The 15,147-nt window shown below is 65.0% G+C and carries 12 protein-coding genes; 4 read left to right on the top strand and 8 right to left on the bottom strand.

Annotated elements, in window-relative coordinates:
- Positions 1-17: 17 nt before the first annotated feature.
- The 6 genes from pheT to infC all read right to left on the bottom strand — a co-directional run bounded on the left by pheT (position 18) and on the right by infC (position 6,070).
- Positions 18-2,504 carry a phenylalanine--tRNA ligase subunit beta gene (gene pheT, locus VF34_RS07665; protein ID WP_032374314.1) on the bottom strand — a complete coding sequence of 829 codons (2,487 nt, stop codon included), beginning with the start codon at positions 2,502-2,504 and terminating at the stop codon, positions 18-20.
- 55 nt (positions 2,505-2,559) lie between these two features.
- The gene (gene pheS / locus VF34_RS07670; RefSeq protein WP_032374315.1) at positions 2,560-3,627 is read right to left on the bottom strand and encodes a phenylalanine--tRNA ligase subunit alpha; all 1,068 of its coding nucleotides are present in this window, start codon (positions 3,625-3,627) and stop codon (positions 2,560-2,562) included.
- Positions 3,628-3,697: 70 nt separating this feature from the next.
- The gene (locus VF34_RS07675; protein ID WP_032374316.1) at positions 3,698-4,504 is read right to left on the bottom strand and encodes a TrmH family RNA methyltransferase; all 807 of its coding nucleotides are present in this window, start codon (positions 4,502-4,504) and stop codon (positions 3,698-3,700) included.
- Positions 4,505-4,542: 38 nt separating this feature from the next.
- Positions 4,543-4,932, bottom strand: coding sequence for a 50S ribosomal protein L20 (gene rplT, locus VF34_RS07680; protein WP_008715924.1), 390 nt, complete (start codon positions 4,930-4,932; stop codon positions 4,543-4,545).
- 86 nt (positions 4,933-5,018) lie between these two features.
- The gene (gene rpmI, locus VF34_RS07685) at positions 5,019-5,213 is read right to left on the bottom strand and encodes a 50S ribosomal protein L35 (RefSeq protein WP_008715923.1); all 195 of its coding nucleotides are present in this window, start codon (positions 5,211-5,213) and stop codon (positions 5,019-5,021) included.
- Between the two features lie 116 nt (positions 5,214-5,329).
- On the bottom strand, positions 5,330-6,070 hold the full coding sequence (gene infC / locus VF34_RS07690; RefSeq protein ID WP_045841242.1) for a translation initiation factor IF-3: 741 nt from the start codon (positions 6,068-6,070) through the stop codon (positions 5,330-5,332).
- A gap of 379 nt (positions 6,071-6,449) precedes the next feature.
- Between infC and VF34_RS07695 the strand changes: the two genes are divergently transcribed.
- Positions 6,450-6,830 carry a DUF1844 domain-containing protein gene (locus VF34_RS07695; RefSeq protein ID WP_032365519.1) on the top strand — a complete coding sequence of 127 codons (381 nt, stop codon included), beginning with the start codon at positions 6,450-6,452 and terminating at the stop codon, positions 6,828-6,830.
- A gap of 81 nt (positions 6,831-6,911) precedes the next feature.
- On the opposite strand, the gene uvrA is transcribed toward VF34_RS07695, so the two are convergent.
- The gene (uvrA, locus tag VF34_RS07700) at positions 6,912-9,836 is read right to left on the bottom strand and encodes an excinuclease ABC subunit UvrA (RefSeq protein WP_032374518.1); all 2,925 of its coding nucleotides are present in this window, start codon (positions 9,834-9,836) and stop codon (positions 6,912-6,914) included.
- A 258-nt stretch (positions 9,837-10,094) separates the two neighbouring features.
- Here uvrA and VF34_RS07705 point away from each other — a divergent pair, with 258 nt between their 5' ends.
- The 3 genes from VF34_RS07705 to VF34_RS07715 all read left to right on the top strand — a co-directional run bounded on the left by VF34_RS07705 (position 10,095) and on the right by VF34_RS07715 (position 14,583).
- On the top strand, positions 10,095-10,784 hold the full coding sequence (locus VF34_RS07705) for an MBL fold metallo-hydrolase (RefSeq protein WP_032374317.1): 690 nt from the start codon (positions 10,095-10,097) through the stop codon (positions 10,782-10,784).
- 140 nt (positions 10,785-10,924) lie between these two features.
- Positions 10,925-12,115: a DoxX family protein gene (locus tag VF34_RS07710; protein ID WP_027497246.1), complete on the top strand. Its 1,191-nt coding sequence runs from the start codon at positions 10,925-10,927 to the stop codon at positions 12,113-12,115.
- Between the two features lie 146 nt (positions 12,116-12,261).
- The gene (locus tag VF34_RS07715) at positions 12,262-14,583 is read left to right on the top strand and encodes a HelD family protein (RefSeq protein WP_045841243.1); all 2,322 of its coding nucleotides are present in this window, start codon (positions 12,262-12,264) and stop codon (positions 14,581-14,583) included.
- A 78-nt stretch (positions 14,584-14,661) separates the two neighbouring features.
- Here VF34_RS07715 and VF34_RS07720 read toward each other — a convergent pair whose 3' ends face one another.
- Complete coding sequence (locus tag VF34_RS07720; protein ID WP_008715916.1) at positions 14,662-15,114, bottom strand: universal stress protein; 453 nt, start codon at positions 15,112-15,114, stop codon at positions 14,662-14,664.
- Between the last annotated feature and the right edge of the window lie 33 nt (positions 15,115-15,147).

Consider the following 15,147-nt stretch of genomic DNA (forward strand, 5'->3'; position numbering starts at 1 on the left):
GCCGCGCCGTCGACGGTTCAGCTACGCAGCTGGGCACCGACCGCTGTGGATGCCGCCGCCACGGCTGCGTCGCGAGCCGCCGTCGCCTGATCCTCGGTCAGGGTTCCGTCCGCACCGCGGAACCGGAGGGCGAACGCCAACGACTTACGCCCCTCGCCGACCTGTTCACCCTCGTAGACGTCGAACAGTCGGATGGACTCGAGCAGTTCTCCACCGCCGATCGTCAGTGCTGCCTCGACGGAGGCCGCGGGCACAGACGCGTCGACCACGACAGCGACGTCCTGCAACACGGCCGGGTATGGGGATACTTCGGGGGCCGGAAGCGATTCGACGACGGGCAGAGCGCTCAAACTCAGCTCCACCGCACACGTACGCGGCGGCAAACCGGCTCGCTCGAGCACAGCCGGATGCAGTTCACCTGCGTGCCCGACGACCTCACCGTCGAGAAGAACCTCGGCGCACCGGCCCGGATGCCAGGGAAGGTGTTGTGCTGCACGAAGATCGACGTGCACGCCGGACGCCGCGGCAACCGTGCGCACAGCGGCGAACGCGTCTGCGGCCTCGGCTGCTCGGCCCGGTCCCCAGGGCCCGGACGGCTCACGCTGACCGGCGAGCACCACGCCCACGTGTACCGGCTGTGCGGGGAGGGACCCACGGAGCATCGCGATCTGATCGTCGGTCGGTCGCCGGTCGACCGGCAACGCGTCCACTGCAGCGGTCGCGTCGTGCCGGAGAACGACCTGGGCGATTCCGAACAACGACACGTCCCGCTGACCGCGCGCGATGTTCCTGTTCAGCATTTCGAGCAGACCGGGAAGCACGGTCGTCGCAAGATCGGGGCGGTCGGCCTCGAGCGGGTTCAACACCGACGTCGTCGCCCGGCGCGGGTCGTCCGCGTCGAGGCCCCACGTGTCGAAGATTCCCTTGGGCAGGAACACCGGCGGAAGAACTTCGACATAGCCGGCGAACGCAAGAGCCTTGCCGACTGCCCGCCGACGCTTCTGCTCGGCGGTGAGGCCGCGCCCACCGGGAGCGGACGGCAGAATCGACGGGATCTTCTCGAGCCCTTCGAGCCGCAGCACCTCTTCGACCAGATCGGCGCGCTGCACCAAGTCGGGTCGCCACGAGGGAGGATCGACGACCAGTTGTCCGTGGCCGCCACCGTCGACATCCACCTCGACGGTGCATCCGATCTGAGCGAGCCGTCGAGCAGCGGTCCCGTCGGGGTACTGCACACCCGCGATCCGATCGGGCAGGTCGAAGTCCATCGTCACCGACGGGAACCGGGCAGCCCCGCCGATGTCGGTCAGCACCGGTTCGATACGTCCACCGGCGATCTCGACGAGCAACTGGGCGGCCCGATCGAGCGCCGCAACCGGGAGCGCCGAATCCACAGTCCGCTCGAAACGCTTGCTCGCCTCGCTCGACAGCTTGTGGCGACGGCCGGTTCGGAACACCGCGAGCGGATCGAACGATGCTGCTTCGAGAACGACATCGCTGGTCGAGTCGTCGACCTCGGTGGACGCCCCGCCCATGACGCCGGCCAACGAGATGGCTCCCGTTCCGTCGGCGATGACCACGTCTTCCGCATCGAGCGACCGCTCGACGCCGTCGAGCGTCGTGAGCGTCTCCCCCGCATTCGCGCGCCGCACGACGAGATGACCGTCGAGCTTGCTTGCGTCGAAAGCATGCAACGGCTGGCCGAGTTCGTGGAGCACATAGTTGGTCACGTCCACGGCCGCCGAGATCGGTCGCACCCCGGCCAGCAGCAGTCTCCGCTGCATCCACCAGGGAGTGACGGCAGCGGGATCGATACCCACGACCTTGCGCAGAGCGAACCGAGAAGCACCGGACTCGGGCTCGACCGTCACGGGCCAGGCGTCACCGGTGACCTCGGTGGGCATCGTGCGCGCCGGATCCACATACGGAAGATCGAAGCTGCACGCCAACTCACGGGCCAGGCCGCGCACCGAGAAGGCGTACCCGCGATCCGGTGTCACGTTCAGCTCGATCACCGAATCATCGAGACCCAGAACGACTTTGGCATCGTCGCCGGGCTGCGCAGTCCCTTCCGGTAGCACCAGGATGCCGGAGTGGTCCCGGCCGAGACCGAGCTCGAGCGTCGAGCAGATCATCCCGTTGGAGTTGCGGCCGTACGTCTTGCGCGACGCGATGGCGAACCCGCCGGGCAGAACGCTGCCGGGCAGCGCCGCGACGATCAGGTCACCCTCGGCGAAATTGCGTGCACCGCAGACGATCTCCTGCGGCTCGTCGGCCCCCACGTTCACGAGGCAGAACCGAATGGGCTTCTTGAATTCGGTCAGTTCCTCGATCGACTCGACCCGACCCACCACGAGGGGCCCCGTCACGTTGTCCAACGAGACCAGCTCCTCGACCTCGAAACCGACGCGTACGAAACCCGCGTCGAGCTCGTCGGGCGAGACGGACCAGTCGGGAGTACCCGCGTGCAGGACCTCGGTCAACCAGGAATGTGGGACTCGCACGTGTGCTCAGCTCTTTCTTGTATCCGAGATGAAGTGGGGCTGGAGAGTGGCCGCGTCAGGCCTGAACACCGAAGGGCAGAGTGAACCTGATATCCCCCTCGACAATGTCCCGCATGTCCGGGATGTCGTTGCGGAACTGCAGAGTTCGCTCGAGACCCATGCCGAACGCGAAACCGGTGTACACCTCCGGGTCGATGCCGCTGGCCTGCAACACCTTCGGGTTGACCATTCCGCAGCCACCCCATTCGACCCAACCGGCTCCACCCTTCTTCTTCGGGAACCACACGTCGACCTCGGCGGAGGGCTCGGTGAACGGAAAGTAGTTGGGCCGCATCCGGGTACGCGTATCGCTGCCGAACAGAGCCTGCGCGAACGCGTCCAACGTTCCGCGCAGATGCGCCATCGTCAGGCCCTTGTCGATCGCGAGCCCCTCGACCTGATGGAAGACCGGAGTGTGCGTCGTATCGAGCTCGTCGGTACGGAACGTTCGGCCAGGGCAGACGACGTAGATCGGTACGTCGCGGGAGAGCATCGACCGCACCTGCACCGGCGACGTGTGCGTACGCAGTACCTGCCGCGAGCCCTCCGGTGCGATGTGGAACGTGTCCTGCATCGTGCGAGCCGGGTGATCGGGCAGGAAGTTCAACGCGTCGAAGTTGAAGTGCTCGGTTTCCACCTCGGGGCCCTCTTCGACCTCCCAGCCCATACCGACGAAGACATCGGCGACCTGCTCCGAGATGATCGTGATGGGATGACGCGCTCCGACGGGCGTCCGGTCGGTCGGCAGCGTCACGTCGATCGTCTCGGCCACGAGAATCGCTGCATCGCGCTCCGCCGACAGCACTGCGCGGCGCTCGTCGAAGGACTTCTGCACCCGGTCTCGTGCCACCTTGACGCGCTTGCCCGCGTCCGCCTTCTGGTCACCGGGTAGAGCTCCGAGGGCGCGCTGAGCCAACGCCAGTGGCGCCTTTCCACCCACGTGATCGATTTTGACCTTCGTGAGCGCATCGAGGTCCGACGCGTCGGCGAACGCCTGTTCGGCCGAGTCCACCGCAGCGTCGAGTGCGGACTCTTCGAGAACGCTCGGATCTACCGGCTCGGGCCCGGACTCTTTCTTCGCCACGACAGATGCACTCCTCGAATAATGGTCGGTCTGCACGAAGCAGAGTGGTAACGATCCTAGGCGACCGTATTCACGGGTTCGCCGACCGTCGTCGAACACGGGCGCTCGCGTAGAGGCACAGCGCCGCGGCGGTCGCCAGGTTCAGACTCTCCGCCCGACCGTGGATGGGAATTCTGATCCGGTGATCGGCAGCTTGGGCAACGGGGAGGGACAAACCGTGGGCCTCGTTGCCGAACAACCACGCAGTCGGCTGCTCGAGCAGCTCGTCTGCGTCGTCCAAGTCGATTTCGCCGTCGGCGGCAGTCGCCACGACCGTCAGACCGGCACGGCGCAGTCCGTCGATACCGTCTTCGATCGAGCGCTCCCGCGCAATGGGAAGATGGAAGACGCTGCCGGCCGAGGCCCGCACGCATTTGCCGTTGTGCGGGTCGACGGAGTCGCCGAGCAGGACCACCGAATCGGCCCCGGCGGCATCGGCAACACGAATGATCGTGCCGGCATTACCAGGCTCGGCCATTTCCACCGGAACGGCCACCAGCCGCGGTTTTCCTGCCAACGCACGGTCGATCGGGACGTCGACCAACTCGGTGACTGCGATCAGACCCTGCGGGGTGACGGTGTCCGACAATGCCTTCGCGGCACGATCGGTGATCGGAAACACCCGTGCGCCACCGGCCTCGACGGAGGCGATGAGGCTCTCGTGCCGGTCGAAGGCATCTGCGGTGAAGAACAGCTCGCGGACCGAACCGAACCGCGCAGCCTCGGACACAGCATTGAAGCCCTCGGCAAGGAACAGTCCCGTCTTCTTGCGCTCTGCAGCGCGAGCGAGCTTGACGGCCGAAACGACCCGCGGAGTTCGCTCGGTCAGCGAATCCACGGGTCGTTTCGGAGTTGAATCGTCGTGCGGCGACTCGCTCAGGCTGCTTCTCCAGCAGGAGCGTTGACATCGGCAGGCAATGCAGCCTTGGCGATGGCGACCAAGCCGGCGAATGCCTCGGCATCGGACACAGCGAGCTCGGCGAGGATCTTGCGGTCCACCTCGACGCCCGCGGCCTTCAGGCCCTGAACGAATCGGTTGTAGGTGATGTCGTTGGCCCGCGCTGCAGCGTTGATACGCGTGATCCACAGCTTGCGGAAGTCACCCTTGCGCGCGCGGCGGTCCCGGTACGCGTAGGTGAGCGAGTGGAGCTGCTGCTCCTTGGCCTTGGTGTACAGACGTGAGCGCTGTCCGCGGTAGCCCTTGGACGCTTCGAGAATCGAACGGCGCTTCTTCTGGGCGTTGACGGCCCTTTTTACGCGTGCCACTGGTGAATCCTGTCGATCTGGGGGCGTGTGAAACCCCGAATGGTAATGGGATGAAGCCGACCGAAATCAGTCGGCGGCGAGCCGGATCAGATGCCGAGCAGGCGCTTGATCCGAGGCACGTCGGCCTTCTTGACAACGGCGACACCATCGAGGCGACGAGTCACCTTGGTGGGCTTGTGCTCGAGCAGGTGGCGACGGCCGGCCTTCTGGCGCAGGATCTTGCCGCTGCCGGACACCTTGAATCGCTTCTTGGCACCACTGTGCGTCTTCTGCTTGGGCATGAAATCCTCTGTTCTGTATTAGCTCTTCGGTGGTGCATGGCACAGCCATGCAGCGCCTCGGAACGGACTGCGCACCGAGGCGGGTGCGGGACTGTCTTACTGGTAGAGCGCGGAGCTCAGTTGGTCTGAGCCGGAGTAGCCGGAGCTGCTGCGGCCGGTGCCTCGGCAGCCGGAGCTGCTGCGGCGGGCTGTTCCGGCGCGGGGGCCGGTGCGCGTTGCGCAGGCGGCGCGGCAGCGCTTTCCTGAGCCTTCACGCGAGTCTTGGCACCCTTGTGCGGAGCCAGGACCATGGTCATGTTGCGGCCGTCCTGCTTGGCCGACGTTTCCACGAAACCTAGTTCCGCGACGTCGGCACCCAGGCGCTGCAACAAACGGAAACCCAGCTCGGGGCGCGACTGCTCGCGACCACGGAACATGATGGTGACCTTGACCTTCGAGCCGGCTTCGAGGAAGCGAACCACGTTGCGCTTCTTGGTCTCGTAGTCGTGCGCGTCGATCTTCGGGCGGAGCTTCTGCTCCTTGATGACGGTGAGCGTCTGGTTCTTGCGCGATTCGCGCGCCTTCTGCGCAGCCTCGTACTTGAACTTCCCGTAGTCCATGATCTTGCAGACCGGCGGACGTGCGTCGGGAGCTACTTCGACAAGATCGAGGTCGGCTTCGAGAGCCAAGCGGAGTGCATCTTCAACACGCACGATCCCCACCTGTTCACCGCCTGGTCCGACAAGACGGACCTCGGGAACTCGGATGCGATCGTTGATGCGGGTCTCAGTGCTGATGGGGCCTCCTAGGTAGTGCGGTGTGGTGTGTAACCCGACCGCCTGCCACTTACACAGCCCGTCGCCCTCGAACCTCGACATCACGCTCGGCGAACCAACACCGAAAACGAAAAAACCCTGCAGCCGGTCTGTACCGACAGCAGGGCCCGATGTCGACCGGTCGATCCGTACGACATAGCGCGTCGTACAGTCTCCTCACGAGGAGGAAGCACTGTGGAATCCCGATTGGGAGACCTTCGTGCGACCGGACCGGAAGCGATCCATTCGGATCACATACCGGTGGGAGTCGGGCTCCACTTGCTGCCTTCATGCGGTGAACTCCATCGAGGAGCGCACGCCGAAGACGGTCGTCGAGTCAGACTACCAGCAGAATGCCGAAACCGACAATCGCACCGGTCGATGAAGCCGAGTCGACACCCGATCCGACCGACGGCACCCGCGGCGTGGGATTCTCGTAGGTATGACCAGTTCATCCACGCCCGCCGATCCCGCAGGCTCCGACCCCACCGGTATCGAGCAAGAAGTCCGGGAACTCGCCGAGGTTCCCGCGGTCGAGGTCATCAGCCGTGCAGCAGTGATGCTGATGAGTTCCGCGGCCGAGAAGCTGGGTCTGTCCGAGCCCGATCCCGCGGAGAGCCCCTACCTCGATCTCGACGAGGCCCGACGCGTCATCACCGCACTCGCCGGCTTGGTCACCGCGTCGGTCGAGTACCTCGGTCCCCACGCTGGACCGATTCGCGACGGCCTCCAGGCGTTGCAACGCGCGTTCCGGGAAGCCTCAGCACACCCGGACGAGCCAGGACTCGGCCCCGGTGAGAAGTACACCGGCCCGGTGCACTGAACGAGCGCACCCCACCCCACCCACAGACGACGAAGCCGCATCCGGCAATCCGGATGCGGCTTCGTCGTCGACGTGTTCGCGTCAGACCGCAGCGACCTTACGAGCCCGACGCTTCTTCGGGGCCGCCTTCGGCGTGGACGCCACTACCTCGCGGGAGAGCGCCTCCTGCAGGAATTTTCCGGTGTAGCTTTCGGGCACCGCTGCTACGGCTTCCGGATTACCCTGCGCCACAACCGTTCCGCCGCCCGAACCGCCTTCGGGCCCCATGTCGATGACCCAGTCGGAGACCTTGATGACATCGAGATTGTGCTCGATGACAATCACGGTGTTCCCCTTGTCGACGAGTCCGTTCACCACGCCGAGCAACTTCCGGATGTCCTCGAAATGCAGGCCCGTGGTCGGCTCGTCGAGAATATAGACGGTGCGGCCGGTCGATCGCTTCTGCAACTCGGCTGCGAGTTTCACACGCTGAGCTTCGCCGCCGGACAGTGTCGTCGCCGGTTGACCCAGGCGGACGTAACCGAGGCCGACCTCGACGAGTGTCTTGAGGTACCGGTGAATGGACGTGATGGCCTCGAAGAAGTCGGCAGCCTCCTCGATCGGCATGTCCAGGACCTCGGCGATGGTCTTGCCCTTGTAGTGCACTTCGAGCGTCTCGCGGTTGTAGCGAGCGCCTTCGCACACCTCGCAGGGAACGTAGACGTCGGGCAGGAAGTTCATCTCGATCTTCAACGTGCCGTCTCCCGAGCATGCCTCGCACCGACCGCCCTTGACGTTGAACGAGAATCGCCCGGGCTGATACCCACGAACCTTGGCCTCGGTGGTGGCCGCGAACAACGTACGGATCTTGTCGAACACCCCGGTGTACGTCGCGGCGTTGGACCGGGGCGTGCGGCCGATCGGCGACTGGTCGACGCGAACCAGCTTGTCCAGTTGGTCCAGACCGTTGATCCGGGTGTGCCGACCGGGAACCTGCCGGGCACCGTTGAGCTTGTTGGCCATCACGGTCGCGAGGATGTCGTTGACCAGCGTCGACTTACCCGAGCCCGAGACACCGGTGACCGACGTCAGAACACCGAGAGGGAAGCTGACGTCGATTCCCTGGAGGTTGTGTTCACGGGCACCCACGACGGTGACCTGTCGCTTCTTGTCGACCACCCGACGGGTGTCCGGCAGCGGGATCTCCATGCGACCCGACAAATACGCACCCGTGAGCGATTCGTCGTTGGTGAGGAGGTCCGCGTAGGAACCGCTGTGCACGACGCGTCCGCCGTGCTCACCGGCCAACGGTCCGATATCGACGACCCAGTCGGAGGTACGGATGGTGTCCTCGTCGTGCTCGACGACGATCAATGTGTTGCCGAGATCGCGCAGTCGCGTCAGCGTGTCGATGAGCCGGCGGTTGTCCCGTTGGTGCAGTCCGATGGACGGCTCGTCCAGTACGTAGAGCACGCCGACGAGGCCGGAGCCGATCTGCGTGGCGAGCCGGATACGTTGGGCCTCGCCGCCGGACAGCGAGCCCGCGGTGCGCGCCAACGACAGGTATTCGAGACCCACGTCCAGCAGGAAGCCGAGTCGAGCCTGAACCTCCTTGAGGACCTGGCCCGCAATCGCTTCCTCGCGTCGCCCCAGAGTGAGACTGTTGAGGAAGTCGGCCGTATCGGCGATGGAGAGTTCACACACCTCGGCGATCGACTTCGGCCCGAAATCACCTGCCGCGATGGTGACCGACAGAATTTCCGGACGCAGCCTGGCTCCGTTGCAGGTAGGACACGGAACGTCGCGCATGTAGCCGTCGTAGCGTTCCTTCATCTGTTCGGATTCGGTCTGCTCGAGGCGGCGGTGCAGGAAGGGCATGACGCCCTCGAACTCGGCGTAGTACGACCGGGTGCGGCCGTACCGGTTCTTGTACTTCACGTGCACCTGGTGGTCGCTGCCCTCCAGGACAGCTCGCTTGACCTTCGCCGGCAGCTTGTTCCACGGAGCGTGCAGATCGAAGCCCATGGCGTCGGCGAGTCCGGACAGCAAGCGACCGAAGTACTCCGACGTCTGGCCCATCGACCAGGGCGCGATGGCACCGTCGGCCAGACTCAGATCACCGTCGGGCACCACCAGCTCGGGATCGACCTCCTTGCGCACGCCGAGCCCGACACAGTCGGGGCAGGCGCCGTAAGGCGAGTTGAACGAGAACGATCGCGGTTCGAGGTCGTCGATGGACAGCGGGTGGCCGTTGGGGCACGCGAGCTTCTCCGAGAAACGACGCTCCCGATCGGGGGCGTTCTCCTCACGGTCGACGAAGTCGAGAACCACGATGCCGTCCGCGAGCCGCAGTGCGGTCTCCACCGAGTCGGTGAGCCGCTGCTTCGAGCTGGACTTGACGGTGAGTCGGTCGACAACGACCTCGATGTCGTGTTTTTCCTGCTTCTTCAAGACCGGCGGGCTGCTGAGCTGGTGGACGACACCGTCGACGCGCACACGTGAGTAGCCCTGGGTGTTGAGCGAGTCGAACAGGTCGACGAACTCGCCCTTACGGGTTCGGACCACCGGCGCGAGGACCTGGAATTTGAGGCCCTCCTCCATGTCGAGAACCTGATCGACGATCTGCTGTGGGGTCTGCTTGGCGATCTGCTCGCCGCACACCGGGCAGTGCGCAGTGCCCGCCCTGGCGTAGAGCAACCGTAGGTAGTCGTAGACCTCGGTGATGGTGCCCACGGTGGAGCGTGGGTTGCGGTTGGTCGACTTCTGGTCGATCGAGACCGCGGGCGACAGGCCTTCGATGAAGTCGACGTCGGGCTTGTCCATCTGCCCGAGGAACTGCCGTGCGTATGCGGACAGCGACTCCACGTAGCGACGCTGGCCTTCGGCGAAGATCGTGTCGAAGGCGAGAGACGACTTGCCCGAACCGGACAAACCGGTGAACACGATCAGCGCGTCCCGGGGCAGGTCGATATCGACCCCCCTCAAGTTGTGCTCCCGTGCACCTCGCACTATCAGGCGATCCGCCACTGTGTTCCCTTCTTTTCTCACGAGCACGTCGAGCCGTGTTGCTGCTCGGCGCAGCATTGTCCGACGTCGAGTCGATGATGACGCGTGGTGCCGATGCACCGATCACACGCCGTGTAGCCGAGGACTCCACGTCGAAAACCTGTCGAGGTGAGGGACGAACCTCACCTCGTAGCAATGGTAGGTCCAGGTACCGACACACTTTTCCACGAGCGTGACCCCGGCGCTCCCGTCGTTGCTGCCGACGGTAGCGTCCTCGAAATGGACGAGCACCTCATGGTCATCGACGACAATTACACCGGCGTCGTTGCACAGGGTTCACCCCCGCAGCGGCGGACGATCCCCGGAGCCACGATCACCAAGATGTCGGTCGGCCCCATGGACAACAACACCTACCTGGTCGTCTGTTCCGCAACGGGCCATTCCCTGCTGATAGACGCCGCCAACGAGGCCGACCGCATCTCACTGCTTCTCGACGAGAACGCACCGACGCTGTCTCTGATCGTCACCACACATCAGCATGCCGACCACTGGCAGGCGCTGGCCGATATCGCCGGTGGCACCGACTCCCCCACCGCGGCCCACGAGCTGGACGCAGAACCGCTGCCGGTAGCTCCGGACCGTTTTCTTGCCGACCACGACACGGTGTCGGTGGGAGAGCTCACGTTCGATGTGGTGCATCTGACCGGTCACACTCCGGGCTCGATAGCGCTCGCGCTGACCGACGCCGAGGGCAAGACGACGCACCTCTTCACCGGTGATTCCCTGTTCCCCGGCGGCGTCGGCAAAACCAACGGCCCCGAGGACTTCACCCACCTGCTCGACGACGTGAGCGCCAAATTGTTCGACCGTTTCGCCGACGACACCGTCGTCTACCCCGGGCACGGCAAGGACACCACTCTCGGTGACGAGCGGCCGCACCTGGCGGAATGGCGCGAACGCGGCTGGTGACGCCGCACGTGCTTGAGACCGTGAAACACGGGGTATGAAGAGTGTGACAAAAGTGCACGCACCGGTGATTTCGATCTACTTTCGGTGCGAGTCCGCACGTACAACCGCCATGACACGAGAAACTACGCAGGAGGCTGTCAATGCTGGTCCGCCGTATCGCCCGTCCGCTGATGTCTACGATTTTCATCTCCGGGGGCGTCGATGCACTTCGTAATCCCGCCGGCAGGGCGAAGGCAGCCGCTCCGTTGATCGAGCAGAGCAAGGATGCTCTGCCCAACGAGGTCACCGCGAACGTGCCGACCGATCCCGAGACGTTGGTTCGGATCAACGGCGGAATCCAGGTCGCCGGCGGCATTCTGTTGGCCACCGGCAAGGCACCGCGTATCGCATCGCTCGCTCTGGCTGGAAGCCTCGTTCCGACGACGCTGGCCGGACACGCGTTCTGGAACGAAACCGACCCGGAGACCAAGGCTGCGCAACGCATCCACTTCTTCAAGAACCTCAGCCTCCTCGGCGGACTGCTGATCGCGGCCGTCGACACCGAGGGCAAGCCCTCCGTCGCGTGGCGCAGCAAGCGGGCGGCACGCCGCGCACAGGAATCTGTGGTCTCTGCGCTGCCCGGTCACACCACTCACGACACCGGGGAACGCGTCAAGGAAATTGCCTCGATCGCAGCGAGCCGCGGTGCCGATCTGGCCGACGCCGCACAGCCGAAGCTGGCCAAGCTCGCCGACGCCGCACAGCCGAAGCTGGCCAAGTTCGCCGACATCGCCGGCGAGAAGGGCTCGGAGCTGGCAGAGGTCGCGCAGCCCGCTCTGAACCGGTGGGCTCACATCGCCGCCGACAAGGGTTCGGAGCTGGCCGAAGAAGCCCAGAAGCGTGGCTCGAAGCTGGCCGAGCTTGCTGCCGACCGCGGAAGCGATCTGGCCGAAGAAGCGCAGAAGCGTGGCTCGAAGCTCGCCGACAAGGCCGCGCACCGCAGCTCGGATTGGGCCGAGCTCGCTCAGAAGCGGGGCTCGAAGTTGGTCGACGTCGCTGCCGACCGTCGCAGTGAACTGGCCGAGGTGGCACAGAAGCGCGGAGCGAAGCTCGCCGATCTCGCTGCCGAGAAGGGATCCGTTCTGGCCGAAGAGGCTCAGAAGCGCGGTGCCACGTGGGCCGACATCGCGTCGGATCGGGTAGACACGCTCGGCAAGCGCGCTCGTAAGCGGGCCGAGAAGCAGAACAAGGAACTCGAGAAGGCAACCGAGCAGGCTCGGGCCAAGCTCGAAAAGCGAGTTGCCAAGGCGCAGAAGAACTTGGACAAGAAGCTCCAGCAGTACGCGAAGTAGGTCTACCCACGACGCTCGGCGTCGTTCGCGCGCACGGCCCTGTCCCAGAACTCGCGGTTCTGCGGCAGGGCCGTTCTGCGGCGTAGACTGCTCTGGCTGATTTCGAGGCGATATCGTCGCCTCGGCCGAACTCCCGAGGAGAACCTTTGCCGGACGACGGCCACACATCGTACGATCCCGGTGCACCCATCGAGGAAGACCTCGAACAAGCGCACCTGACGCGGTTGTACACGCAGCTCGATTCGCTGCGCGAGTATGCAGCAAACCGACTTCGCGCCGTGCTGCTCGAGACCGGCGGAACACCGCAGGCCCGAAGCGAGCGCGAATCCTTCAACCAGATGTACACCGAGGACATCGCCAAGTACGACGCAGCCGAGAACGGGCTCTGCTTCGGACGCATCGACCTCGACCCGGACACCCTCGATCCGAAAGTCGACGACCGCCCCGAGCGTTACATCGGCCGTGTCGGCATCCTCGACGACAAGAACGATTACGAGACACTACTGCTGGACTGGCGAGCCCCCATGGCCCGTCCGTTCTATCTGGCGACACCGGCAGCCCCCGAAAACGTGTTGCGCCGCAGGCATATTCGTACCCGCGGACGCAAGGTGACCGCCATCGCCGACGAATTCCTGGACCTCGAGTCCGCGCAGTCGTCGAACGATGCGGCTGTCGCGGGTGGCGTCGCCAGTGAGGGTGCGCTGCTGTCCGCGCTCGATGCGGCGCGAACCGGTCAGATGAACGACATCGTCGAAACGATCCAGAGCGAGCAGGACGCGATCATCCGCTCACAGCATCGCAGTGTGCTGGTGGTGCAGGGCGGACCGGGCACCGGCAAGACGGCCGTGGCACTGCACCGAGCAGCGTATCTGCTGTACACGTACCGTCAACAGCTCGGCAAGAGCGGTGTCCTCATCATCGGGCCCAACGCCACGTTCCTCGACTACATCGGCCAGGTGCTGCCGTCGCTGGGCGAAACCGGGGTATTGCTGTCGACGATCGGCGATCTGTACCCCGGAGTCCGTGCGCAGCGCGAGGATTCGGCTCTGGCCGCCGAGGTCAAGGGCAAACTGTCGATGGTCGACGTACTGACGCAGGCAGTGCGTGATCGCCAGGAGGTGCCCGCACAGCCGCGCCGGCTGAAGTTCGACACCTACGACATCACCCTCGATCGAAAGATGGTCACGCGTGCCCGCGGCCGCGCCCGATCCTCCCGGCGACCACACAACTTGGCTCGGCCACTGTTCGTGTCCTCGGTCATCGACCAGTTGGCCAATCAGCTGGCCGCGAAACTCGGCCAGAACGTGGTGGACGGATCGAGCTTGCTCAGCGCCGACGACATTGCGGACATGCGGGACGAGATGCGCGAGGACCACGACGTGATGGCTGCGATAGACGAGTTGTGGCCGGATCTGTCACCCCAGCAGGTTCTTCGAGACCTGTTCGCATCGCCGGAGAAGATCGCATCGGCCGCACCTGCGCTCGGCGAGTCGGAGCGCGAGTCGCTGCTGCGCCGCGGCCACGGCTTCTCGTCCGCGGATGCCCCGCTGCTCGACGAGCTCGCCGAGCTGCTCGGCGTCGACGATGCTGCCGAACGTGAGCAGGCCCAGCGTCAATGGCGTGGCCAGATCGCCGATGCCCAGGGCGCGCTGGACATCCTGACCGGGTCTGCACCACAGGACCTCGAGGACGAACTGGACCCGGAGATTCTGATGGCGTACGACCTGATCGACGCCGATCAGCTTGCGCGACGCCAGAATTCGGGTCAGCGACTCACCACCGCGGAACGCGCAGCCGGCGACCGTACCTGGACCTACGGGCACGTGATCGTGGACGAGGCACAAGAGCTGTCGGCGATGGCGTGGCGAATGGTGATGCGGCGCATCCCCAATCGGTGGATGACACTGGTGGGTGACACCGCGCAGACCGGTGATCCGGCCGGAACCTCGTCCTGGGGATCGGTGCTCGAACCGTATGTGGCTCAACGCTGGAAGCTCACCGAACTGACGGTCAACTACCGAACGCCGTCGGAGATCATGACCGTGGCGCACGACGTGCTCGCGGCGATCGATCCGGAGCAGTCCGAACCGCGATCCATTCGCAGCACCGGCGTCGAGCCGTGGGCTCAACGCGTAGCCGCAGCAGATCTGGTGACGACGGTCGAGAAGCGAGTGGCCGACCACCCTCGTCCCGGCCTGAGCGCAGTGCTCGTTCCCTCCGAACTCGTCTCCCAACTGCAGCACCTGGCGTCGGATGTGGTGACCGTGTCGACGGTCAAGGACGCGAAAGGGCTCGAGTTCGACTCGGTGATCATCGTCGAGCCGAGCGCGATCGTTGCGGAGTCCGTCAAGGGTATGAACGACCTCTACGTGGCCCTGACCCGAGCAACCCAGCGACTCGGAGTCGTCCATGTGGATCCTCTGCCCCAGGAGCTCGGGGCCCTGCAGCCCTTCGACGCCGAGGTCTGACGAGAACAGTCCGACGAGAACAATCGGCCCGCCCCGTCATCGTCGACGGGGCGGGCCGATTGTCGTACTACGAGAAAATCAGCGGACGGTATGGACGATCAGGACGTCACAGGTCGACTTGCGGGCCGCGTCGGACGGAACCGAACCGAGCAACCGCCCGGTCAGCGAGTTCAGCCCACGGTTGCCGACGACGAGTAGATCGCCCTTGACCTCGTCCACGAGTGCCAGGAGGGACTCGACGGGCGCTCCGACGATCGGCTTCTCCTCGATGTTCTTCGCGCCGGCCTTGGTGGCGTGCTCTCGGGCGGTGCGCAGGATTTCGCGCGTCGGTGCCGAACCGGTGATCTGGTAGGCGTCCTCGCGGAGTGCGTCGGCGGCGGCAGAGGTGTCTTTCGGATCGGCCGGGTAGTAAGCACACGCGATCACCAGGGTGGCATCGGCATCTCCCGCCAGAGCCGCGGCCTTCTCCACTGCCCGCAGTGACGATTCGGAGCCATCGGTTCCGACGACGACGGTGCGGTAGGCGCTCATTCATTCCTCCATTTGTCGGTCACACACAGATGT

Source organism: Rhodococcus sp. PML026 (assembly GCF_000963615.1).
Classification (GTDB): domain Bacteria; phylum Actinomycetota; class Actinomycetes; order Mycobacteriales; family Mycobacteriaceae; genus Rhodococcoides; species Rhodococcoides fascians.

Excerpts from the sequence above, each read along its gene's own strand:
- VF34_RS07720 (WP_008715916.1), bottom strand. The coding sequence starts at position 15,114 with ATGAGCGCCTACCGCACCGTCGTCGTCGGAACCGATGGCTCCGAATCG.
- VF34_RS07710 (WP_027497246.1), top strand. The coding sequence starts at position 10,925 with ATGCTGGTCCGCCGTATCGCCCGTCCGCTGATGTCTACGATTTTCATC.
- rpmI (WP_008715923.1), bottom strand. The coding sequence starts at position 5,213 with ATGCCCAAGCAGAAGACGCACAGTGGTGCCAAGAAGCGATTCAAGGTG.
- VF34_RS07705 (WP_032374317.1), top strand. The coding sequence starts at position 10,095 with ATGGACGAGCACCTCATGGTCATCGACGACAATTACACCGGCGTCGTT.
- VF34_RS07695 (WP_032365519.1), top strand. The coding sequence starts at position 6,450 with ATGACCAGTTCATCCACGCCCGCCGATCCCGCAGGCTCCGACCCCACC.
- infC (WP_045841242.1), bottom strand. The coding sequence starts at position 6,070 with ATGTCGAGGTTCGAGGGCGACGGGCTGTGTAAGTGGCAGGCGGTCGGG.